This window comes from Pseudomonas sp. 10(2024) (assembly GCF_045164175.1).
GTDB lineage: Bacteria > Pseudomonadota > Gammaproteobacteria > Pseudomonadales > Pseudomonadaceae > Aquipseudomonas > Aquipseudomonas alloputida.
Map to the genome: position 1 here is coordinate 897,143 of NZ_CP174006.1, position 25,095 is coordinate 922,237.

Consider the following 25,095-nt stretch of genomic DNA (forward strand, 5'->3'; position numbering starts at 1 on the left):
AGGGGGAGGTGTTTAAACGCCTGGATCAGCGTTCACGCAGGGCCTCCTTGGCTCGGTTCAGCGGCTTGATCAGGTAATCGAGGATGGTTTTCTCGCCCGTTCGGATATCCACCGTGGCAATCATCCCTGGCACGATCGCAAAACGCTTGCCGGCCTTGTTCTGCAAGCTGTCCTGTTCGGTGCGGATGAACACGCGGTAGTAGTAGATTTCCGGTTTGACCTCGTCCTGCAGGGTATCCGGCGAGATGCCCACCACCTTGCCGTCCAGCCCGCCGTATACCGAGTAGTCATAGGCACTGATCTTGACCTTGGCCGCCTGGTCGGGGTGAATGAAGGCGATGTCCCGTGGCGCGATGCGGGTTTCGATCAGCAGGCGTTCGTCCATCGGCACGATCTTCATCACCTGGCCACCAGGCTGCACCACGCCACCCAGGGTGTTTACCTCGATGTCCTTCACGATGCCGCGCACCGGCGAGCGCAGGGTCAGGCGGGTGAGCGAGTCGCTGCGCCCGCGGATCACTTCCGACAGGGCGTCCGCTTCGGCGCTGGCCTTGGCCAGTTCTTCCCGGGCGCGCACCAGATAGTCCGAGCGTGCCTCGTTGGCCTTGAGTTCCAGCTCGGAACGCTGGCGGTTCAGGCGGATCACTTCAACCCGGCTGGAGGCACCCATCTTTGCCAGGTTCTCGGTGATCTTCAGCTCGCTGCGCACCAGCTGCAACGAGTCCTGAATACCCGCCAGGGTCTGTTCCAGGCCGCGGCGGCGGGTCTGGTACAACGCGGTTTCGGCATCGATCAGGTCAGGAGAGTCGCGCAGACTCTCCGGGAAGGTCAGTGGCTTGCCGGTCACCTCTGCCTGCAGGCGGGCCTGGCTGGCCCTGGCAGCGCGGTACTTGGCTTCGCTTTCACCCACACTGGAAGCCGTCTTGGTCGGGTCGAGCTGGGCCAGCACCTGGCCGCGCTCGACCAGGTCGCCTTCGGCCACGCTCATCTGCGCGACGATACCGCCCTCGAACGACTGAATGACCTGCTCTCGCGAGCTTGGGATGACCTTGCCTGTGCCGGTGGACACCTCGGTCACCTCGAACCAGGCCGCCCAGGCCAGGAACGCCGCCAGCATCAGCGCGCAGAGGGTGATGATGCGGCCGGCGCGGAATACCGCCTGGTCGTCCTGCCCGTCCAGGTAGGAAGCCGGGAGTTCATGGTTGCTCATGCCTGGGCTCCCTGCAGTTTGGCCAGCGCGGCATCGCGCGCGTCATCGATGACGATGCGCCCGGCGTCCAGCACCAGGATGCGGTCGACCCGCTGCAGAACACTCAGGCGATGGGTTGCGATCACCAGTGTACGGCCCTGACAGAAGCGCTCCAGGTTATCCAGCAGCTTGCGCTCGGTCATGTCGTCCAGCGACGCGGTCGGCTCGTCCAGCAGCAGCACCTGCGGCTGGCGTACCAGCAGGCGCGACAGCACCAGGGCTTGGCGCTGGCCGCCAGACAAGCCCAGGCCTCCTTCGAGGATCAGGTGGTCCATGCCCTTGGGCAGGCGGCGGACGAAGTCCAGTGCGCCAGTGGCGGCCAGCGCGGCCACCAGTTCCTGGTCGCTGGCCTGGCCGGCGCCGAGGGTGAGGTTTTCCCGCAGGGTGCCGTGGAACAGCCTCGCGTACTGCGGCAGCAGGCCGACGTCACGGCGCAGGTCAGCAGGGTCGAGGTGGGCCATGGCGATGCCGTCCAGGCTGATCTCGCCCTGCACCAGGTCCATGGCCCCACCCAGCGCCTGCAGCAAGGTTGATTTGCCGGCGCCGTTGCGGCCCAGCACGGCAATGCGCTCGCCCGGCTGGATGTCCAGCCGGCCAATGTTCAGCACTGGCGGGTAGTCTTCGCTGTAGCGGAAGTTGGCCTGGCGCAGGCGGTACTCGCCGTGAATGGCCGGCAGGTGCACGCGGGCTTCGCCTTCGGGGTGGTCGACCGGCGACTGCATCAGCTTGTCCAGGCCTTGCAGCGCGACCTTGGCCTGCTGCCAGCGGGTCAGCACATGGGTCAACTGGGCCAGCGGCGCCATCATCCGCGATGAAAGCATGGATGCCGCCACCAGGCTACCCGTGGTGAGGTCGCCGGCGATGACCATGGGGGCGCCGATCACGATGACCACGGCAAACACGGCACCCTGCACGTTCTGCGTCCAGGTCACCAGGCCGTTGGTGAGGGTGCGCAGGCGCAGGTTGGTGTGCGCGCAGGCCGCGTTGTACTGGTTCCACTGCCGTTCGAAGCGTGCCTCTGCCTGCAGTGCCTTGATCTCGTCCAGGCCCTGGATACTTTCCACCAGCATGGCGTTGCGCAGCGCCGACTCACGCATCGAGGCATTGGCCAACCGTGCCAGGCGCCGTTGTGCAAGCAACCCGGGCAACACCATGGCCAGCAGCGCGACCAGCGGGATGAACACCAGTACGCCGCCGATCAGCCAGAACACGAACAGGAACAGCAGGAAGAACGGCAGGTCGGCCAGCACCGTGGCGGTGCTGGACGTGATCAGGTCGCGGATCGACTCCAGCTCGCGCAACTGCGAGATGAACGAGCCGGTGGACTTCGGCCGCACCGAGTTGCGCAGGCGCAGGGCATGGCCGTAGACCAGGTCGCTCACCCGCAGGTCGGCGCGCTTGCCGAGCAGGTCGGTCACCTTTAGCCGCAGCAGGCGCATGCTGAAGTCGAACACCAGTGCCAACACCACACCGCCAAACAGGACGTAGAGGGTGGGCAGGGATTCGGCCGGTATGACTCGGTCGTACACCTGCATCGAGAACAGCACGCCGGCCAGCGCCAGCACGTTGGCCACCAGTGACGCGACCATCACCTGCCCATAGGGACGCAGGTCGCGCAGTACGATGCGGGCGAACCAGTGGCGGTCGTAAGGCGCGGTGTAGTCGTCGGTGCGCACATCGCGCAGTGGCCGGGCCGGGCGCAGCAGGGCAACGCGGTTGATACGGCCCTTCAGGGTGTCGCGGGGCAGGCGCGAAGTCAGGCCCTGGTCACCGGCGAACACCACCGCCAGGTCGTCTTCTTCGGTCACCGACTCGACCACCGCCAGCTGCCCATCGTCCAGCTCCAGCACCAGCGGCGTGCGCCATTGCCGCAGGCCCTTGGCATCTAAGTGCACGAAGCGCAATGCCAGCCCCGCCTGACGTGCCATGTGGCGGAGGATTTCATTCAACGGGCGGGCATCCTCCGCAGCGGCCAGGCGAATACGCTGGGGTGATACGTCCAGGCGGTAGTGGTGTGCCACCTGCAACATCACCTCAAGCCAGGGGCCAAGGTCTGGCCGGTGCGCGGCGGCCTGCTCCGGCGCGGGCGCCTGGTTGGGCAGGGTCACATCGATCGAATCACTCATGGCTGGATCTCCACACCTTGCAGGTTGCGCCCCTCAAGGCCAAAGGCCGTGCGCAGGGCGCCGGTGTTGTACAGGCAGTCGACATCCAGGCGCAGCAGATCGGAGCGGGTGCCGGCAAGTTCGAAGCGTGACTGGTAGATCTCCTGCTCGGCGTTGAGCAGGTCGAGCAGTGGCCGTGTGCCCAGGTCCAGGTACTGACGCCCGTAGAGCATGCGTGCCTCCTGAATGCTGACCTGGCGGGCTTCCAGCGAAGTCAGCCGGCGGCCCAGCCCGGAGGTTTGCGCCTTGGCCTCCGCCAGGCCCCGACGCGCCTGCAGCCGTGCGGCGTCTTCGGCGGAGTCGGCGGCGGTCAGCGCATGGCCGGCAGCGCGGGTGCGGGCGCTGATGGAGCCCCCTTGGTAGATGGGGACTTCGACGTTCAGGTAGATGCCCGCCTGGGTGCGGTCCAGCCGTGCGTTATCGCGGTTGTAGTCGTCGTCCAGGTAATGATTGACCTGCGGTTGCAACGACAGGGTAGGGTAGGCCTCCGCCTTGGCCTGGGCCAGCTCGGCCTGGCCCTGTGCGCGCTGGGCCAGGGCCATCAGCACGGCGGGCAGGCGGTCATCACCCTGAGCAGGGCGCTTGCAGGCCTGGTCCAGCTCGGCGGGTGAGCCCTCGGCCAGTGCCGGAGGGGTAACGCGACCCATCAGCGCCGCCAGGGTCGAGCGCCAGCGCTCGTACTGCGACTGGTACTCCTCCAGGGTGGCACGGGCGCTTTCCACGCGCGACTCGGCCTGTACCACGTCGGAACGGGTGCTGGCGCCCATGTCGCTGCGCTGGCGGGCCATGCCGGCAATGTCGCCCACGCCGCGAATCTGGTCGCGGGCAATCGTCATCAGTTGCTCGTAGCGGCGGGTCTCGATCCAGGCATAGGCTGTGTCGCGGGCCAGATCGTCGACCACCAGCAGGATATTGGCCTGTGCCCGGGCGGCGGCAGCCTGGGCCGCGTTGACGGCGCTGTCGACCTTGCCGAAGTCATAGAGCATTTGTTTGAGCGACAGGTTCAGGGCCTGGCTATTGCGGTCGCCGCCATAGCCGGTGTCATAACCGGTGCGGATACCGCCGGAAATCTGTGGGTAATACCCCGCTCGGGCGACGTTGATGCCTTCGCCCTGCTTGTAAAGGTTGCCGATGGCCTCTGCGATGCTCGGGTGCCATTGCGCTGCCTGCAGCACTGCGTCGGTAAGGCTCAGCCGTTCGCCACTGGCGACCGGGGCCATGCCGATGGGGGGGCGGGCGGGCACCGCTTCGGGCGCATCGCGTAGCAGCGACGGCCCGATCTGGCGCAGGTGGGGGTCTATATCATCGGCTGCCTGGGCAACCGGGTGGAAGTTCAGGGCCAGGAGCCCGAAGGCTCCCAGCAACAGCGGTGACAGCGGACTGCTTCGCTTCACATAGTTCCCTTACTGCTGGTCGTCCATGCCGCCGGGCATTCACCCGGCGGGTTTGCAGCGGCCTCAAACCACATGGATACCGTTTTGTACCCACAGGTGATGGCTTGGATCCTCCTGGGCCGTGTACTGGTTATAGTCGATGCCGTCGGCAGTTTGGTTCCCGACCAGCGTCCAGTTGTCCGTCATGTGAACCGAGTCTTTGTCGTCCCCCTTGATGATCAGTGTGTCGGTAGCGGTTTCGGTGATGGCCACCACATCCGCCAGGTTGAGGGTGAGCGCCACCGAACTGGTGTCGTTGAGGTCGAGGATTTCGATGTCGTGTACGCGCCCGGCCAGGTTGCCCAGATCGATGCTGGCATCACCGCCGCCCCACAGCAGGGTGTCGGTTCCCGAGCCACCGTCGACGCTGGCGAAGTTCTGGTCGACCACCACCAGCGTGTCGTCACCCGCACCACCCTGCAGGGTGATGTGGCCACCCTGGCTGCCATCGAGGTGGTCGTTGCCGTCGGTGCCGGCGATCACATCGGTGGCCGCTGCCAGGCTGGCGAGTGCCTCTGATTCGTCGCCGGTATCGGCCAGCAGCGATGTGGTCGCGGTGAGGCCGGCAGCATCGTCCACGTTGATGGTCAGGGTTGCGGTGTCGGTGGTGCCGTTCGGGTGGCTTAGCTCGTAGGTGAAGGTGTCTTGCTGACCGACCACCGCCGAGGTGAGCCCCGCGTTGAGGGTGTAGGTGTAGCTGCCGTCGGCATGCACCAGCAACGTGCCGTAGGTACCGGCCACGCTTACCCCGTTGTAGCCCGGGATGGTGTAGGTGTTGGCCGCTGTCAGCACGCTCAGCACGGTCAAGGCCGAACCGATGTTGTCGTCAGTCAGCAGGTTGCCGGTGGCGGCTGTCGCGCCACTGACCACGAACTCGGTCAGGTACGTTGTGGTGGTGTTCAGGCTGGTGGTGATGGAGCTGAGCAAGCCAATGCCGCCGGCGGTGACACGGACTTGGTAGGTACCGGCGCCCTGGTTCTCGAAGGTATACCCGGCGCCACCCCCCAGCACGCTGATCAGCGAACCACCCGGTACCGACTGCACCAGAACGTACTGGCCGGTGGCCGGGTTGAGCTTGAGCAGCTCGATGGTGGTGCCGTTGAGCAGGCTCAACAGGTTGGCGGAGTTGACCACCACCTGCAGGTCGGCCGTGGTGTCGGCGGCAACCGTGGTGCTGTAGGTGGCCTGACGGGTACCAATCAGTGGCAGGTTCAGCGAGCCCAGCGTACTGCTGCTGGTGTCCACGCGGTTGTCCAGGGTGACTTGGCTGCTACCAACGTCGTTGACTGCGTCGACCACCGTGGCCGGTGCACCGTAGTTGCTGTCGCTCCAGATTTCCGTGGCTTGCGGGCTGTCGATGCGCACGTACAGGTTGGCGGTATCGGACAGGCCGTTCGGGTGCACCAACTGGTAGCTGAACACATCCACCTTGCCGACACTGTTCGGGCTGCCGTTGGGCGTGTAGGTATAGCTGCCGTCCGCACTGATCACCAGGGTGCCGTACTGGCCCTGAACCGTCGTGGCGGTCCCGGCCGAGACGTAGCTGCCGTCTTTCAGCACTTGCAACACGGCGGCGCTGTCCGGGCCACGGGCATCCACCGCGCCATCGGTGCCCACGTCGGTAATGACGTTGCCGGAGGTGGCAATGCCGGTGCCGGTGAATTGGGTCAGGCTGGTGGAGACGATGTCCAGCGTGGTGCTCACTTCGGTGATCAGGCCGATGCCGCCACTGCCCACGGTCAGTCGATAATCACCGGCTTGCAGCACGCCGATGTCCACCTGCAAGCCGATTGGCAGCACGATCAGGTCGAGCAGGCCTTGGGTGTTGCCGGTGGCGATGGTCACCCAGGCGCCGCTGGCGTCTTTCACCTGCAGGGTGAAGCTGGTGTTGTTGAGCAGTGCCAGCACGCTGTTGGTGGTCAGTGTGAGGGTAGGGTCGGCCGTGGTGCCTGCTGCCACCGTCCAGGTGTAGGTCTTGGAGAACCCCGACAGCAGCGTGGTGAAGCTGTCGGTGTAGGTCTCCGTGGCGCTGACCGCTGCCAGGTTGACCGTGGCCGTGGCCAGGTTGTCGCTGGCGATGACCGGTGCGTTGGCATCCACATCCGGTGCCGTGACGTTGACGTTACCCGACACGTTGCCGCGCGGGTCACTGAGGGTCACAGACAGGATCTGGCCGTTGTCCTGAGGCGGGCTCAGGGTCACGGTGAAGGTGCCGTCCGCCTGCACCGTCGCGGTTTGCAGCACGGTACCGCCGGCGCTGCGTACGGTTACGGTGGCACCCACTTCGCCCGTACCGGTGAGGGTACTGCCGTCGGCACTGAACAGCAGGTTGCCGGCAGCCGCAGGCGGGGTCAGGTCCGGTGCGGTCAGCGCAGTGCCTGTGGACACGTTACCGGCGCTGTCGGTGAGGGTGACGCTGAGCGCCTGGTTGTCGATCTGCGCCGCAGTCAGGCTGACCACGAACAGGCCGTTGCTACCCACCGTTGCGGTGCCCAGTACGGTACCGGCGCTGTTGCGCACGGTGACCGTGCTGCCGATCTGGCCAGAACCACTGACCGAGGTGCCGTTGGCGTTGATGGTGGCCAGCGGGGCGGCTGGCGGGGTGGTGTCCGGCGCAGTCAGGCTGGTGCTGGCGGACAGGTTGCCGGCAGCATCGGCCTGGCGTACCACCAGCAGTTGCCCGTCGTTCTGTGGCGAGGTCAGGGTAATGCTGAAGGTGCCGTTGGCCTGCACCACTCCGGTACCGACCTGGCCGTTCGGGCCTTGGACGGTAATGGTAGCGCCCGCCTCACCGCTACCGGTAAGCACGGTACCGGTGCCGTTGATGGCGACGTTGGTGGGGGCAGCGGGTGGCTGCAGGTCTGCGGCGGTGTAGCTTGTGCTGCCGGACGCATTGCCTGCAGCGTCAGCCTGGCTCACGCCCAGGACCTGGCCGTTGAGCTGCGCGGCGTTCAGGTTGACGGTGAACACGCCACCGCCATTCACCACCGCCGTGCCGAGCACATTGTCGCTGGCATCACGCACTGTCACCGTTGCACCGGCTTCACCCGTGCCGCTCAGCACCAGGCCATTGACAGAGAGGCTGGTCACCACCGGGTTGGCCGGTGGCGTGATGTCAGCCGCTTGCAGGAAGGTCGGCTGTGATTCGCCGCCGACCAGTGCCACCGCTGTCACCGAAATGTGCTCGCCGTTGAGCTGGGCTGCGTCCAGTGTCAGAGTGAAGGTGCCGCTCAGGTTTGCGCTGCCTGTACCGATCAGGTTGCCTGCGGCATCGTACACGCGAATGTCCACACCGCTTGGTGCACTGCCTGTCAGGGTCAGGCCGTCGCTGCCCAAGGTCACGTCGGTTGGCGGCACGGGTGGTGCGATCAACGGTGTGAGGTAGGTCGCGACCGCAGACGTATTGATGCCGTCGGACTGTGTCACTTCCAGGGTGGCGAGCGAGCCCACCGCTGGCACCAGTGTTATCTGGAAGTTGCCAGCGCCATCCACCACGCCAGTACCGATCACGTCTCCGTCGAAGCTGACGGTGACCGTGGCATTGGCTTCGCCCTTGCCGGTCAGCACGTTGAAGGTGTTGTTGATCGCCAGGTTGGTCACCAGGTCGGGTGGCGAGGTGTCGTTGGTCTGGTAAGGGACAGCCACCGAAGCGTTACCGGCATCATCGGTGGACACCACCGTCAGCAACTGGCCGTTGTTCTGTGCCGGGCTGATCGGCACAGTGAACTGGCCGTTCGCATCCACTTCCACCGTGCCCACGATGCTGTTGTCCGGGCCGCGTACCGTGATGGTGCTGCCGGCTTCGGCCGTACCCGTCATCGACGTACCGGCTGCGTTGAGCAGCAGGTCGGTCGGCTGCACCGGTGGCGTCAGGTCTGGCGCAGTCACCGCCAGCGGTACCGACGGGTTGCCAGTGGCGTCCTGGGCGATGATGGTGAGCGTTTCGCCGTTGATTTGCGGGAGGTTCAGGTCAAGGACGAAGGTGCCGTCCGGTTCCACCGTTACCTGGCCCAGCAGGTCGCCGTTGTTGTTGACCACAGTGACGCGGGTGCCGGCTTCGGCAGTACCGGTCACCTGGGTACCGCTGTCGTTGATGCTGGCGATCACGGTGGCCGGTGGTGTGGTGTCCACGGCCGTGACCGAACTGATTGGCGAGATGTTGCCGGTTGCATCGGTCAGGGTGACCTGCAGCACCTGGCCATCGAGCTGTGCTGCATCCAGCCCTACGATGAAGGTCCCGTCGGCGCCCACTGTGCCGGTACCGACCTGCGTGGTGCCGACGTACACGCGCACGGTGGCGCCCACTTCGCCGATACCGCTCAGCTCGTCACCTGCCGCATTGAGCCGCAGCTCTGTTGCAGCAGCTGGCGGCGTGAGGTCCGGCGCCTGGACGTTGACCGGCAGGCTGACGTTGCCGGGTGGGTCGGCCTGCAGCACCGACAGTGTCTGGCTGTTGATTTGTGCAGGTGACAGCTCGACGCTGAAGCTGCCATCAGCAAGCACGATACCCGTGCCCAGTACGGTACCGGCTGCATTACTGACGATTACTGTGGCGCCGGCCTCGCCCAGGCCGCTGACCACGCTGCCGTCGGCGTTGATCACCACTTGGGTGAGTGGGTCGGGCGGGGTGAAGTCCGGGGTTTGCAGAGTTGCCACTGCCGACACGTTGCCGGCCGCATCGGCCTGGGTGAAGCTGAGTAGCTCGGCGTTGCCCAGCGCCGGGTTCAGCGTGATGGTGAAGTGGCCACTGGCATCGACCGTGGCGCTGCCGATTTCCTCGCCTGCCGGGTTGGTCACGGTCACCAGCGCGCCCACTTCGCCGCGGCCGGTGAGGGTGACACCATCACCGGAAACGGCCAGTTCGCCGGGTGCCGATGGCGGTGTGGTATCGGGCGCGGTGATGGCGCTGGCGGCAGACTGGTTGCCAGCCGCATCGGCCAGTACCACTTGCACCTGTTGGCCGTTGGCCTGCGGCGATGCGAGGTTGACCTGGAAGGTACCGTCGGCGCGCACCGTTGCACTGCCCAGCACCGAACCATCGGCGGCGAGCACACGCACGGCGGCACCCGCTTCGCCGGTACCGTTCAGCAAGCTGCCACCCCCGGCGAAGGCCAGGTTGCCGGCAGCATCCGGCGCGACGCGGTCAGGGGCTGTCAGGCTGACGCTGTTGGACTCGTTGCCGGCCACATCGGACTGGCTGGCGCTGAGCTGTTCGCCGTTGATTTGAGCGACGCTCAGGTCGACGTTGAAGTCGCCATTGGCATCGACCACGGCAGTGCCCAGTTCGATACCGCCTTCGCCAAGCACGGTAACGGTGGCACCTGCTTCACCGCGGCCACTGAGTACCAGGCCGTCGTTGGACAACACCAGGTTGGTCAGTGGTTGCGGTGCCGTGGTGTCCGGTGCCTGTAGGGTAGCGGGCAGCGATACGGTGCCATCGGGGCCCGTTGCGCTGACCTGCAACACTTCGCCATTGGCCTGTGCACTGCCGAGATTGACAGTGAACGTGCCGTCGTTGGTGACCGGGCTGCTGCCCAGCAATACGCCGTTGGGGCCGTACACCTTGATTGTGCTGCCCGCCTCGGCGGTGCCGCTCACCGACAGGCCGTCGGCGGCCAGTATCAGGTTGTCCGGCGTGGCCGGTGCCAGCGCGCCCGGCGCCGTCACGTTTTGCGCAGGGGAGACATTCTGTGCGGCATCGGCCTGTACCACGCTCAGGCTTTCACCCGTGATCGCTGCCGGTGACAGGGACACGCTGAAGTGACCGTCGGCGGCCACTGTAGCGTTGCCCAGCACGGTACCGTCCGGTGCTCGTACGGTCACGGTTGCGCCTGCTTCGCCATCGCCTGTCAGGGTGGCGCCATTGGCGGAGACAGCCAGGTTGGCCACGGCGGCCGGCGGCGTGGTGTCCGCTGCAGTGTAAGGTGCGGCCGGCGACACGTTGCCGGCTGCGTCGGTGGCGGTCACCTGCAGCGTCTGGCCATTGGTCTGGGCACTGTTCAGGGTGACCTGGAAGGTGCCGTTGCCACCGGCTACCGCTGTGCCCAGCACGTTGCCGCTGGCATCGCGCACGGTCACGGTGCTGCCGGCTTCGGCGTTACCGGTCAGTTGCAGCCCGGTACCGGACAGCGCGAGTGCTGTCGGTGCCGTAGGCGGGGTGAAGTCCGGCGCGGTGACCGCCACGGCGTTGGAGGTGTTGTTGCCCGCGTCGGTCTGCGTAACGCTCAGGAGCTGGGCGTTGAGCTGGGCGCTGTTCAGGGTGAGGGTAAAGCTGCCATTGGCCGCCACCAGGCCGGTGCCGATGATGGTCCCGTCCGGGCCGTGAACGGTGACCGTGGCACCGGCTTCGCCCAGGCCGGTCAGGGTCAGGCCGTTGTTGTTCAGCACCACGTTGGTCAGCGGTGCGGGTGGGGTCAGGTCCGGGGTTGTCACGTTGATCGCCGGCGAGGTATTGCTGGCGGCATCCATTTGCGTCACGCCGATGACCTGGCCGTTGGCTTGCGGCGTGTCGAAGGTCACCGTGAAGCGACCGTCGACGCCCACCGTGGCGGTGCCGAGCAAGGCACCGGCGGCGTTGCGTACCTGTACCGTGGCGCCCGCTTCACCGCTGCCGGAAAGCTGCCGGCCGTCCTGGCTCAACACCGGGTTACTGATGGCCGCTGGCGGCGTGTGGTCTGGCGTGGCCAGGCTGGCCGGGCCGGACACATTGCCCGCGGCATCACTGAGGGTGACCTGTAGCGGGCTGCCGGTGACCTGCGCGCTGGGCAGGGTGATCTGGAACTGGCCGCTCTGGTTGACGGTGCCAGTGGCCAGGATGGCGCCGCTGGCGTCGCGCACGGTGACGCTGGCGCCGGCTTCGCCCTGGCCGCTGAGCACGGTGGCTGCGCTGTTGAGGCTGAGGTTGCTGGCTGCCAGCGGTGCCTGCAGGTCAGGCGCTTGCAGGGTGGCCGCGAGCGAAACATTGCCTGCAGCATCAGCCTGGGTGACGATCAGGTTTTGCCCATTGGCCACGGCCGGCGAGAAGCTGACGCTGAACAGGCCATTGCTGTCGACGGTTGCAGTCCCCAGCAAGGTGCCTTGTACGTCTGTCACGCGCACGGTTGCACCCACCTCGCCTTGGCCGGTCAGCGTACTGCCGGTGGCGTTGAGGTTTACCTGTGTCGGCGCGTCCGGTGCCGTGGTGTCATTGGCCACGATAATGGCCGGCACCGAAGGCTGGCTGTCGACGGTAGCCTTGGCACTGACCTGCAAGATCTGGGCGTTGAGCTGGGCGTTCTGGAAGAACACACGGAAGGTGCCGTCGCTGCCGACCGTGGCGCTACCCAGCGTGGTGCCACCGGAGGTCACGGTAATCAGCGAGCCGACCGTACCTTGGCCGGTCAGCAGGAAACCGTCGGCGCTGATGGCAAGGGCTGAAGGCGTGGCCACTTCGGTACCGGTCGGGCCAGTCAGTGGTATTTCAGGAGATTCGTTGCCGGCAGGGTCGATCACCACCACATCGACGGTTTCGCCTGATCCCAGCGGTGGGTCGACAGGTATCACGAAGGTGCCGTCCGGCCCTGCAGTTACAGTGCCGCGCACGGTGTCATCCGGGTTGCGGACTTCCACTGTGCTGCCAGGCTCGGCTGTGCCGCCGACCGAGCTGCCGTCCGGGCTTACGGTAAGCCCGGTCGCCGGTTCTGGGTTGGTCGTGTCCGGAGCGGTGACGGAGACCGGCGCGGAGTCGTTGCCGGCTGCGTCGGTCACTACCACGGTTACGGTCTGGCCGTTGTTCTGCGGTGTATCCAGCGGCACGCTGAAACTGCCATCCGGGTTGACCGCAACGGTGATCACATTGCCGGCCCCATCGCTCACGGTCACTGAACTGGCGCCAGGTGCATTACCGGTCACAGCCGTGCCATCGCCGTTGACTGCAACGTCGGTAGGCAGCGCTGGTGGCGTGATGTCAGGCGCAAGGATCTGGCTGGGCTGCGAAATATTGCCGGCCGCATCTGTCAGCGTCACATCCAGGGCCTGGCCGTCCAACTGGGCGGGCGATAGTGGGACTGTGAAGCTGCCGCCTGCGGGCACAACGACCGTGCCAACCAACGTGCCGTCGGCAAGCTTCACTTCCACCGTGGAGCCAGCTTCACCGGTACCCTGGATGGCACTGCCGCCCGGGGTGATCGTGAGGCCGGCAGGCGCAGCTGGCGCGGTGCTGTCGTCAGCGGTGAACGTGGCCGACGGCGAGGCATTGCCGCCGCCATCGATCAGCACCACCGACAGCACTTCGCCGTTGGTCTGGGCCGGGGAGAGTGCCACTTCGAACGTCCCGTCAGCATTCACCGGGATGGTGCCTAGCAGGTTGCCCGCAGCATCGCGTACCTCTACGGTGCTGCCTGCCTCGCCCTGCCCGCTGAGCAGTGTGCCAGTAGGATCAAGGCCCAGCCCTTGCGCCGGCAGCGGTGCCTCGAAGTCAGGTGCGATCACAGTGCCAGCGGGCGAGCCGTTGCCGCTATTGTCCGCCTGAGTGACAGACAGCGTCTGGCCATTGAGCTGTGGCGGGTCGATGGCCACCTGGAAGGTGCCATCGGGCTGGACCGTTGCGGTGCCCAGTACTGTGCCGCCAGTGCCGGTCACGGTCACCTGCGCACCCGGCTCACCGCTGCCGCTCAGGCTGCTGCCGTCGCCGGCCAGGACCAGCCCGGTGGGGCTATCGGGTGCCTGGGTATCCGGTGCCGACAAATCGACCTCCGCCGACAGGTTGCCGGCCGCGTCGCGTTGCTCCACGGTCAGTGCCTGGCCGTTGGTTTGCGGCTCGTCGAGGGTAATTTCGAAAGCGCCACCCGCGCCGACCACCGTGCTGCCCAGCACGCTGCCATCCGGCCCGCGCACGGTCACGGTGGCGCCCGGTTCGCCGTTGCCGGTGATCGTGGTACCGGTGCCGTCGATGGCCGGGTTGGTGACCACTTGCGGTGGGGTAGAGTCGGGGGCGGTGAAGTCCACCGGCCCTGCGCTATTGCCCAGGTTGTCGGTCGCTTCGACGGTCAGGCTTTCGCCATTGCGCTGTGGCGCGTCGAGTGTGACGTCGAAACGGCCGTCGCCGCCCACGGTGGCAGTGCCCAGCACATTGCCGTCGGCGTCACGCACGGTGACGATGGAGCCGCTTTGGCCCTGGCCGGTAAGGTGGATGCCAGCGGTATCGATGGCCAGCCCGGAGGGTTGCAGCGGACCGTCGGTATCGGGCGCGACGAGGGTGGCGGTCGAGGTGTTGCCAGCGGGGTCGCGCAGGACCACGTCCAGTTCCTGGCCGTCGGTCTGCGCTGGGTTCAGGACCACGCTGATCACACCGTCGGCACCGACCTGGGCGTTGCCCAGCACGGTGCCGCCGGCGCTGATGACCTGCACGGTGGTGCCCGGTTCGCCGCGACCGGTGAGCAGGCTGCCATCGGCACTCAGTTGCAGTTCGCTGGCTTCATTGGGCGGGGTGATATCGGGGGCGGTGATCTGGGTAGGCAGCGAACTGTTGCCAGCGCCGTCAACCGCCACGACATCCAGGGTCTCGCCGTTGGCCTGGGCCGGGGTCAGGCCGACGGTGAAGCTGCCATCCGGACCGGCCTGGGCGCTGCCCAGGACATTGCCCTGTGCGTCACGCACTTGCACCTGCGTATCTGCCGGTGCGGTACCGGAAACGCTGGAGCCGTCACCGGCCACCACCACGCCGCTCGGGCTTTCGGGCAGCGGTGTATCGGCAACGGTCACGCTGACCCCTGCCGAGGTATTGCCGGCGGCATCGGTCTGCACCAGCACGAGGTTCTCACCTGCGGCCAGCGGTGCCTCCAGGTCAATCACGAAGGTGCCATTTGGCGCCACGGTGCCAGTACCGATGACTGCGCCCTGGGCATCACGCACTTCCACTGTGGCACCGGGCTCGCCACGGCCAGACACGGCCAGGCTGCCATCGCTTGCCACCACGTCGGCGACGATCGCTGGCGCGGTGATGTCCGGGGCCACGTAGCTCAGCGGCACCGAAGTGTTGCCTGCCGCATCGGTCACGGTGATGGACAGGGTCTCGCCATTGGCCTGTGGCGGGTCGAGGGTCAGGCTGAAACTGCCATCCGGCTCGGCAATGGCGCTGCCGATCAGGTTGCCTGAGGCATCTTTGACCTCTACTCGTGCGCCACCTTCTGCAGTACCGGCCAGGCTGTCGCCATTGCTCAGCACCAGGTCGGTTGGTTGCAGCGGTGCTACCTGGTCGGGCGCCGTCAGCGGGCTAGGTGTAGAGACGTTGCCGGCGGCGTCGGTCAGGGTCACTTGCAGGGACGAGCCATCCACCACCGGGGTTGGCAGTTGCACATTGAAGCTGCCATCGGGCTGAACGGTGCCGCTCACCAGCACTTGCCCCTGATCGTTGCGCACCTCCACGGTGGCGCCCGCTTCGCCGCGCCCGGAGACTGTGCGGCCATCGTTACTGATGGCCAGCTCGGTAGCGGGTTCCGGCGGTGTGGTGTCGCCGCCGTTGTCCACGATCGGTGCGGTGACGCTGCCGGCCGTGGAGGCGTTGCCTGCGACATCGGTGGCCGTCACCTGCAACTGCTCGCCTGCCACTTGTGGCGGGGTGAGGCCGATGCTGAAGGCGCCGCTGGCCCCCACCACGACACTGCCCAGTACAGTGGTGCCATCGGCGGCCAGCACACGGACGGTGCTGCCTGCTTCGGCGCGGCCGCTGACAACGGTACCGTCGCCACTGATTGCCAGATCGCTTGGCGCCGCAGGCGCGGTGATGTCTGGTGCGGCGACCTGCACCGGCAACGACGAGGTGCCGTTGTTGTCGATCGCCACCACGTCCAGCAACTCGCCATTGGCCTGGGCCGGTGTAAGCACCACGGTGAAGGTGCCCTCGGCACCCACCACGATGCTACCGACCAGCGTGCCGTTGGCATCATGCACTTCCACGCGGCTACCAGCAGGAGCAGAACCGCTGATGCTGCTGCCATCGGCAGCGACAACCAGTTCGCTCGGGCTGGTCGGGGTGACCACCAGTGGCACGTCGTAGGTCAGCGCTTCAGAGGCGTTGCCGCTCGGGTCGGTCTGTACCAGGCTCAGGCGTTCACCCGGCAGTGCAGCCGGATCGAGGTCGATCAGGAAAGTACCGTTCGCGGTCACTGTGCCGGTACCGACCAGCGTGCCATTGGCATCGCGCACCTCGACGGTAGCACCGGCTTCGCCGCGACCGCTCAAGGTCAGGCCGTCGGCGCCGACGACGATGTTGCTGACTACGGCAGGCGCGGTGATGTCCGGAGCCTCGAACTGCAGGGGTGAAGAGACATTGCCGGCAGCATCGATCAGACGGATGTCGAGGATTTCGCCATTGGCCTGGGCCGGCGACAGGGTGATGCTGAAACTGCCGGTTTCAGGGACCAGGCCAGTGCCGAGCAAGTTGCCCAAGGCATCGCGTACCTGCACGGTAGCGCCCGGTTCGCCGTTGCCGCTCAGGGTCACGCCGTCGGCCAAGGCCACGCCGGTCGGTTGAGCCGGGGCCTGCAAGTCCGGGGTAACCACTGACGCCGGGGCCGAAGCATTGCCGCTGGCATCGGTCAGCACCACTTGCAGGTTGCTGCCATCTTTCACCGGTGGGTCGAGGGTGATCTGGAAGGTGCCGTCCGGGTTGACCGAGCCGCTGGCCAGTACATTGCCCTGGGCATCGCGCACCTGCACGCTGGCCCCGGCTTCGCCGCGGCCATTGAGCTGGGCGCCGGCCAGGCTGACTACCAGGTTGGTCGCGGCATCCGGTGGTGTGGTGTCGCCGCCGTCGATGTCCGGCGCGGTGATGTCGCCGGCCGTGGAGGTGTTGCCGGCGGCGTCAGTGGCGGTGACTTGCAGTACCTCGCCGTTTACCTGTGGCGGGTCGAGGGTGATGCTGAAGCTGCCAGTGGCGTCGACCACCCCACTACCCAGCACGGTGGTGCCATCGGCGGCCACCACCCGCACGGTGCTGCCCACTTCGGCGCGGCCGGTGACCTCGCTGCCGTTGGCACTGATCGCCAGCTCGCCCGGGGTGACCGGTGGGGTGATATCCGGTGCGGTGACCTGCACGGGTAGCGATGTAGCACCGCTGCCGTCGATGGCGACCACGTCCAGCAATTCGCCGTTGGCCTGGGCCGGGTTGAGGATGACGGTGAAGGTGCCATCGGCATCTACCACCACACTGCCGACCAGTGAGCCGTTGGCGTCGTGTACTTCCACACGGCTGCCCGCCGGGGCTGTACCGCTGATGCTGACACCGTTCTCAGCCACCACCAGGTCGCTGGGGCTCGCGGGCGCGGTGGTTACCGGAACTTCATATCGCAGGGCCTCGGAGGCGTTGCCGCTCGCATCGGTTTGCACCAGGCTCAACTGAGCGCCCGGCTGGGCAGCCGGGTCCAGGTCGACCTCGAAGGTGCCGTTGGCGCCGACGGTGCCGGTACCGATGACAGTGCCGTTGGCATCACGTACTTGTACGGTAGCACCCGCTTCGCCCCGGCCACTGAGCACCAGGCCATCGGCGCCGACCACGATGTTGCTGACAGTAGCTGGCGGCGTGATGTCCGGTGCAGTGAACGCCAGCGGCGTCGAACTATTGCCGGAGGTGTCCACCACGCGAATGTCCAGTGCTTCACCATTGGCCTGGGCGGGGAACAGCGTGACGCTGAAGGTGCCGTCTTCGTTGACCAGGCCTGTGCCGATCAGGCTGCCGGTGGCATCGCGCACCTGTACGGTGGCTCCGGGCTCGCCGCGGCCGGTGAAGGTCACACCATCGATCAAGGCCAGCTCGGTTGGCTGCGCGGGGGCCAGCAGGTCCGGCGTGGCGACCGAACCGGGTTGCGAGACATTGCCGGCAGCGTCGGTCAGGGTCACTTGCAGGGTACTGCCATCGGTGATGGCCGGGTTCAAGGTGATGGCGAAGGTGCCATCCGGATTGACCGTGCCCGTGGCAACTACGGTGCCTGCGCCATCGCGCACCTGAAGGCTGGCACCGGCTTCACCGCGACCGGTCAGCTGGCTGCCGGCAGGGTTGATCACCAGGTTGGTCGGGGCTTCCGGTGGCGTTGTGTCGCTGCCGTCGATGTCCGGCGCGGTAAGGTTGCTGGCGGTGGAGGGGTTGCCTGCCGCATCGGTGGCCGTGACCTGAAGCACCTCGCCGTCTATCTGTGGCGGGTCGAGGGTGATGCTGAAGCTGCCGGTAGCGCCAACTACCACGCTACCTAGCACAGTGGTGCCGTCGGCGGCCAGCACGCGTACGGTGCTGCCCGGTTCGGCGCGGCCGGTGACCACGCTGCCGTCGGCATTGATCACCAGTTCGGCCGGTGCGGCAGGGGCGGTGATATCCGGTGCGGTGATCTGTGCGGGCAGCGAGGAAACGCCGCCGTCATCGATGGCGACCACGTCCAGCAGTTCACCGTTGGCCTGAGGCGGGTCGAGGGTGACGGTGAAGCTGCCGTCGGGGTCAGCCACCACAGTGCCAATCAGGGTGCCGTTGGCGTCATGTACTTCCACACGGGTGCCGGCCGGCGCGGTACCGGTGAGGGTGGTGCCATCAGCATCGATGGCCAGATTGATCGGGCTGTCGGGCGCGGTGGTCAGCGGTACGTCGTACTCGGTGGCCACGGAAGCATTGCCGCTTGGATCGGTCTGCACCAGGCTCAACTGCTCGCCCGGCTGCGCCGCCGGATCCAGATCGATCAGGAAGGTGCCGTTGGCACCCACGACACCCGTGCCGATCACAGTGCCATTGGCATCGCGCACTTCGACAGTGGCACCCGATTCGCCGCGACCGCTCAGCGCCAGGCCGTCAGCACCAACTGCAATATTGGTTACTGCTTCAGGTGGGGTGATATCCGGCGCATCGAATTGCAGCGGCGCAGAGGTGTTGCCGTCAGCATCCACCAAGCGCACGTCGAGTGCTTCACCATTGGCCTGGGCCGGCGACAGGGTGAGGCTGAACAGGCCGTCGGCACCGACGACACCAGTACCGATGACAGCACCGCCGGCATCGCGTACCTGCACGGTGGCACCGGGCTCGCCGCGACCAGTGAAGGTGACGCCATCGGCCAAGGCCAGGTCAGTTGGTTGTGCGGGCGGCACCAAGTCAGCCGAGGTGACCGAGCCCGGTTGGGATACGTTGCCGGCGGCGTCGGTGAGGGTGACTTGCAAGGTGCTGCCGTCGTTGACGGCAGGGTCCAGGGCGATGACGAAGGTGCCATCTGTAGCGACGGTGCCAGTCGCTAGGATGTTGCCGGCCGCGTCACTCACCTGCACGGTAGAGCCGGCTTCGCCTCGACCACTGAGCTGGCTGCCGGTAAGGCCGATCACCAGATTGGTCGGGGCTTCAGGCGGGGTGGTGTCGCCGCCATCGATGTCTGGGGCGGTGACCGAGCTGGCAACGGAAGTATTGCCAGCGGCATCGGTCGCCGTGGCCTGCAGCACTTCGCCGTCAACTTGTGGTGGGTTGAGGTTGAGGCTGAACACGCCGGTCGGGCCGACCACGGCAGTGCCCAGTTCAGTGCCGTCGGCAGCCACGATGCGCACGGTGCTGCCCGGTTCGGCACGGCCGGTGATAACGCTGCCATCCGCGCCCACGGCCAGTTCGGTCGGTGCGGCTGGGGCGGTGATATCCGGTGCGGTGATCTGGGTAGGCAGCGAGGAAACGCCGCCGTCATCGATGGCGACCACGTCCAGCAGTTCGCCGTTGGCCTGAGGCGGGTCGAGGGTGACGGTGAAGCTGCCGTCGGGGCCAGCCACCACAGTGCCAACCAGCGTGCCGTTGGCGTCATGTACCTCCACACGGGTGCCGGCCGGTGCGGTACCGGTGAGGGTAGTGCCACCAGCATCGATGGCCAGATTGCTCGGGCTATCGGGCGCAGTGGTCAGCGGTACGTCGTACTCAGTAGCCACTGAAGCATTGCCGCTTGGGTCGGTCTGTACCAGGCTCAACTGCTCGCCCGGCTGCGCCGCCGGATCCAGATCGATCAGGAAGGTGCCGTTGGCACCCACGACACCCGTGCCGATCACAGTGCCATTGGCATCGCGTACTTCCACAGTGGCACCTGGCTCGCCGCGACCGCTCAGAGCCGTGCCATCTGGGCCGATCAGGATATCGGTGACCGCATCGGGCGGTGTGATGTCCGGGGCATCGAATTGCAGTGACGCCGAGGCGTTGCCGTCAGCATCCACCAAGCGTACGTCGAGAGCTTCGCCATTGGCCTGGGCAGGCGACAGGGTGATGCTGAACAGGCCGTCGGCACCGACGACACCGGTGCCAATCAGGTTGCCGGCTGCATCGCGTACCTGCACTGTAGCGCCGGGTTCACCACGACCGGTGAAGGTGACGCCATCGGCCAGGGCCAAGTCAGTCGGTTGTGCTGGCGGCAGCAAGTCGGCCGAGGTGACCGAGCCCGGTTGCGATACGTTGCCGGCGGCATCGGTGAGGGTGACTTGCAAGGTGCTGCCGTCGTTCACGGCAGGGTCCAGGGCGATGGCGAAGGTGCCATCCGCGGCGACGGTGCCGGTCGCAAGGATGTTGCCGGCCGCGTCACGCACCTGCACGGTAGAGCCGGCTTCGCCTCGACCACTGAGTTGGCTACCGGCAAGGCCGATCACCAAGTCAGTCGGGGCTGCCGGTGGCGTGGTATCGACCCCGTCGACATCCGGTGCGGTGACTGCGCTGCTTGGCGATGTGTTGCCAGTGGCATCGGTCGCGGTGGCCTGTAGCACTTCGCCGTCAACCTGTGGCGGGTTGAGGTTGAGGCTGAACGCGCCGGTCGGGCCGACCACGACAGTGCCCAGTTCGGTGCCGTCGGCAGCCACGATGCGCACGGTGCTGCCCGGTTCGGCACGGCCGGTGATAACGCTGCCGTCCGCGCTCACGGCCAGTTCGGTCGGTGCGGCAGGGGCGGTGATGTCGGGCGCGGTGATCTGGGCGGGCAGCGAGGAAATGCCGCCGTCATCGATGGCGACCACGTCCAGCAGTTCGCCGTTGGCTTGTGCGGGATTCAGTTCGATGCTGAAGCTGCCATCGGCGCTGGCAATGGCACTGCCAATCAACGTGCCGTTGGCATCATGCACTTCCACACGGCTGCCGGCCGGCGCGGTACCGGTAAGGGTAGTGCCATCAGCATCGATGGCCAGATTGCTCGGGCTATCGGGCGCAGTGGTCAGCGGTACGTCGTACTCAGTAGCCACCGAAGCATTGCCGCTTGGGTCGGTCTGTACCAGGCTCAACTGCTCGCCCGGCTGAGCGGCTGGGGCGAGGTCGATCAGGAAGGTGCCGTTGGCACCCACGACACCCGTGCCGATCACGGTGCCATTGGCATCGCGAACTTCGACGGTGGCGCCGGGCTCGCCGCGACCGCTCAGAGCCGTGCCACCTGGGCCGATCAGGATATCGGTGACCGCATCGGGCGGTGTGATGTCCGGGGCATCGAATTGCAGTGACGCCGAGGCGTTGCCGTCAGCATCCACCAAGCGTACGTCGAGTGCTTCGCCGTTGGCCTGGGCAGGCGACAGGGTGAGGCTGAACAGACCGTCGGCACCGACGACACCAGTACCGATGACAGCGCCGCCGGCATCGCGAACCTGCACGGTAGCACCGGGCTCGCCGCGACCGGTGAAGGTGACGCCATCGGCCAGGGCCAAGTCAGTCGGTTGTGCTGGCGGCAGCAAGTCGGCCGAGGTGACCGAGCCCGGTTGCGATACGTTGCCAGCGGCGTCGGTGAGGGTGACTTGCAAGGTGCTGCCGTCGTTCACGGCAGGGTCCAGGGCGACGGTGAAGGTGCCATCTGCAGCGACGGTGCCAGTCGCGAGGATGTTGCCGGCCGCGTCACGCACCTGCACGGTAGAGCCGGCTTCGCCTCGACCACTGAGCTGGCTGCCGGCAAGGCCGATCACCAGATTGGTCGGTGCTTCAGGCGGGGTGGTATCGCCGCCGTCGATGTCCGGCGCGGTAAGGTTACTGGCGGTGGAGGCGTTGCCTGCCGCATCGGTGGCCGTCACCTGCAGCACTTCACCGTCTATCTGTGGCGGGTCGAGGGTGATGCTGAAGCTGCCGGTAGCACCAACTAGCACGCTACCTAGCACAGTGGTGCCGTCGGCGGCCAGCACGCGTACGGTGCTTCCCGGTTCGGCGCGGCCGGTGACTACGCTGCCGTCGGCATTGATCACCAGCTCGCTCGGTGCGGCAGGGGCGGTGATGTCGGGGGCGGTGATCTGTGCGGGCAGCGAGGAAACGCCGCCGTCATCGAAGGCGACCACGTCCAGCAGTTCGCCGTTGGCCTGAGGCGGGTCGACGGTGACGGTGAAGCTGCCGTCGGGGCCCGCCACCACAGTGCCAATCAACGTGCCGTTGGCGTCATGTACTTCCACACGGGTGCCGGCCGGTGCGGTACCGCTGATGCTGCTGCCGTCTTCGGCGAACACCAGGTCGGTGGGGCTGGCAGGCGCAGTGGTGACCGGGACTTCGAATTGCAGTGCCGAGGAAGCGTTGCCGCTTGGGTCGGTCTGCACCAGGCTCAATTGTTCGCCCGGCTGAGCGGCCGGATTCAGGTCGATCAGGAAGGTGCCGTTGGCACCGACCACACCCGTGCCGATCACGGTGCCATTGGCATCACGCACTTCGACAGTGGCACCCGATTCGCCGCGACCGCTCAGCGCCAGGCCGTCAGCACCAACTGCAATATTGGTTACTGCTTCAGGTGGGGTGATATCCGGCGCATCGAATTGCAGCGGCGCAGAGGTGTTGCCGTCAGCATCCACCAAGCGCACGTCGAGTGCTTCACCATTGGCCTGGGCCGGCGACAGGGTGAGGCTGAACAGGCCGTCGGCACCGACGACACCAGTACCGATGACAGCACCGCCGGCATCGCGTACCTGCACGGTGGCACCGGGCTCGCCGCGACCAGTGAAGGTGACGCCATCGGCCAAGGCCAGGTCAGTTGGTTGTGCGGGCGGCACCAAGTCAGCCGAGGTGACCGAGCCCGGTTGGGATACGTTGCCGGCGGCGTCGGTGAGGGTGACTTGCAAGGTGCTGCCGTCGTTGACGGCAGGGTCCAGGGCGATGACGAAGGTGCCATCTGTAGCGACGGTGCCAGTCGCTAGGATGTTGCCGGCCGCGTCACTCACCTGCACGGTAGAGCCGGCTTCGCCTCGACCACTGAGCTGGCTGCCGGTAAGGCCGATCACCAGATTGGTCGGGGCTTCAGGCGGGGTGGTGTCGCCGCCATCGATGTCTGGGGCGGTGACCGAGCTGGCAACGGAAGTATTGCCAGCGGCATCGGTCGCCGTGGCCTGCAGCACTTCGCCGTCAACTTGTGGTGGGTTGAGGTTGAGGCTGAACACGCCGGTCGGGCCGACCACGGCAGTGCCCAGTTCAGTGCCGTCGGCAGCCACGATGCGCACGGTGCTGCCCGGTTCGGCACGGCCGGTGATAACGCTGCCATCCGCGCCCACGGCCAGTTCGGTCGGTGCGGCTGGGGCGGTGATATCCGGTGCGGTGATCTGGGTAGGCAGCGAGGAAACGCCGCCGTCATCAATGGCGACCACGTCCAGCAGTTCGCCGTTGGCTTGTGCGGGATTCAGTTCGATGCTGAAGCTGCCATCGGCGTTGGCAATGGCACTGCCAATCAGGGTGCCGTTGGCATCATGCACTTCCACACGGCTGCCAGCCGGCGCGGTACCGGTAACGGTGGTGCCATCAGCATCGATGGCCAGATTGCTCGGGCTGTTGGGCGCGGAGGTCAGTGGGACGTCGTACTCGGTAGCCACGGACGCATTGCCGCTTGTGTCGGTCTGCACCAGGCTCAACTGCTCGCCCGGCTGCGCCGCCGGATCAAGATCAATCATGAAAGTGCCATTGGCTCCCACAATACCCGTGCCGATCACGGTGCCACTGGCATTGCGCACTTCAACGGTGGCGCCGGGCTCGCCGCGACCGCTCAGGGCCAGGCCGTCAGCGCCGACGGCAATGTTGTTCACCGCATTGGGCGGGGTAATGTCCGGCGCATCGAACTGCAATGGGGTAGAGCTGTTACCGGCGGCATCCACCAGACGCACATCGAGTGCTTCACCATTGGCCTGGGCAGGCGACAGGGTGAGGCTGAACAGGCCGTCGGCACCGACGACACCGGTGCCAATCAGGTTGCCGGCTGCGTCGCGCACCTGCACGGTAGCACCAGGCTCACCGCGACCGGTGAAGGTGACGCCATCGGCCAGGGCCAGGTCGGTCGGTTGTTCAGGGGCTGTAGTATCAGGGGTGTCGACGTCCGGTGCCGTGATGCTGGCAACTGGCGAGCTATTGCCTGCCGCGTCTGCAGCGCTGACCTCCAGGGCCTGGCCGTCGCTTTGTGGCGGTTGCAGGGTGATGCTGAACTGGCCGTCCGCACTGGCCACCGCAGTGCCCAGCAATACGCCACCTGCGCCTCGTACGGATACCGTCGAGCCGGGCTCGGCACGACCGGTGAGGGTGGTGCCCTGTTCATTGATCGCCAGGTCGGTCGGTGCCAGTGGTGCAGTTGCGTCCGGTGCAGTGACAGTGCCAGGCGCCGAGACATTGCCGGCGGCGTCGGTCAAGGTGACATCAAGGTTTTCGCTGTTGATCTGCGGCGCATTCAACGTCACCTCGAAGATGCCGTCGGCACCCACTGTGCCGCTGCCGATCAGGTTGCCGGCGGCGTCGCGGATGTTCACCGTGGTGCCTGCTTCGCCACGGCCGGTCAGACGCAGGCCATCCGGTGAAACCAGCAGGTCGATTGGCGTGGCCGGTGCGCTGGTGTCGGGGTCGGAACCGCCGCTGCTGCCCCCGCCTCCATTGTCCGCCGCTGCTGCTGCGCCGCCCACGCCGAGCAGGCTGAGCCCGGCAATCGCCCAAGTTGGCATGGCGCTGCCTGCAGTACCGATGCCTGCGACCAGTTCGTCCAGCGAGGCCACTTCTTCGAAGGTGAAACCGGTGAACGCTGCCGCATCGTACTGGGCATGCCACAGGGTGCCGTCTTCGCCGACGAAGACCATATCGCTGCCGACCCCGGCCTGGTCCACGGCGAAGAAGTTACCGATGGTGACCTTTTCCCCCGACTTCAGGGTGACGATCAGGTCCTGCCCGCGCTGGGTGACCGTGGCCACTTTGTCTGGAGATACCGGTATCTGCACGACGCTGGGTGCTTTGAGATTGATATTGCCCCAGGCGCTCTGAGTGGCGACTTCGGATTGCTTATCGGCGACGACGATGTTGTCCATGGAT

4 protein-coding genes are annotated in these 25,095 nt (G+C 66.4%); all 4 read right to left on the reverse strand.

Features of this window, described 5'->3' with window-relative positions:
* Nucleotides 1-25 precede the first annotated feature (25 nt).
* The 4 genes from ACI7M0_RS04080 to ACI7M0_RS04095 all read right to left on the reverse strand — a co-directional run bounded on the left by ACI7M0_RS04080 (nt 26) and on the right by ACI7M0_RS04095 (nt 25,091).
* Entirely contained in the window at nt 26-1,210 is a 1,185-nt protein-coding gene (locus tag ACI7M0_RS04080) for an HlyD family type I secretion periplasmic adaptor subunit (RefSeq protein WP_010952039.1), read from the reverse strand.
* The gene (locus ACI7M0_RS04085) at nt 1,207-3,375 is read right to left on the reverse strand and encodes a type I secretion system permease/ATPase (RefSeq protein WP_020193273.1); all 2,169 of its coding nucleotides are present in this window, start codon (nt 3,373-3,375) and stop codon (nt 1,207-1,209) included. The genes ACI7M0_RS04080 and ACI7M0_RS04085 overlap by 4 nt, the downstream gene beginning before the upstream one ends.
* Entirely contained in the window at nt 3,372-4,808 is a 1,437-nt protein-coding gene (locus ACI7M0_RS04090) for a TolC family outer membrane protein (RefSeq protein WP_010952041.1), read from the reverse strand. The genes ACI7M0_RS04085 and ACI7M0_RS04090 overlap by 4 nt, the downstream gene beginning before the upstream one ends.
* 63 nt (nt 4,809-4,871) lie before the next feature.
* The gene (locus ACI7M0_RS04095) at nt 4,872-25,091 is read right to left on the reverse strand and encodes a BapA/Bap/LapF family large adhesin (protein WP_405314548.1); all 20,220 of its coding nucleotides are present in this window, start codon (nt 25,089-25,091) and stop codon (nt 4,872-4,874) included.
* Nucleotides 25,092-25,095 lie beyond the last annotated feature (4 nt).

What these genes read in the sequence shown, in the direction of transcription:
- ACI7M0_RS04080 (WP_010952039.1), bottom strand. Translation starts at nt 1,210, where the DNA reads ATGAGCAACCATGAACTCCCGGCTTCCTACCTGGACGGGCAGGACGAC.
- ACI7M0_RS04085 (WP_020193273.1), bottom strand. Translation starts at nt 3,375, where the DNA reads ATGAGTGATTCGATCGATGTGACCCTGCCCAACCAGGCGCCCGCGCCG.
- ACI7M0_RS04095 (WP_405314548.1), bottom strand. Translation starts at nt 25,091, where the DNA reads ATGGACAACATCGTCGTCGCCGATAAGCAATCCGAAGTCGCCACTCAG.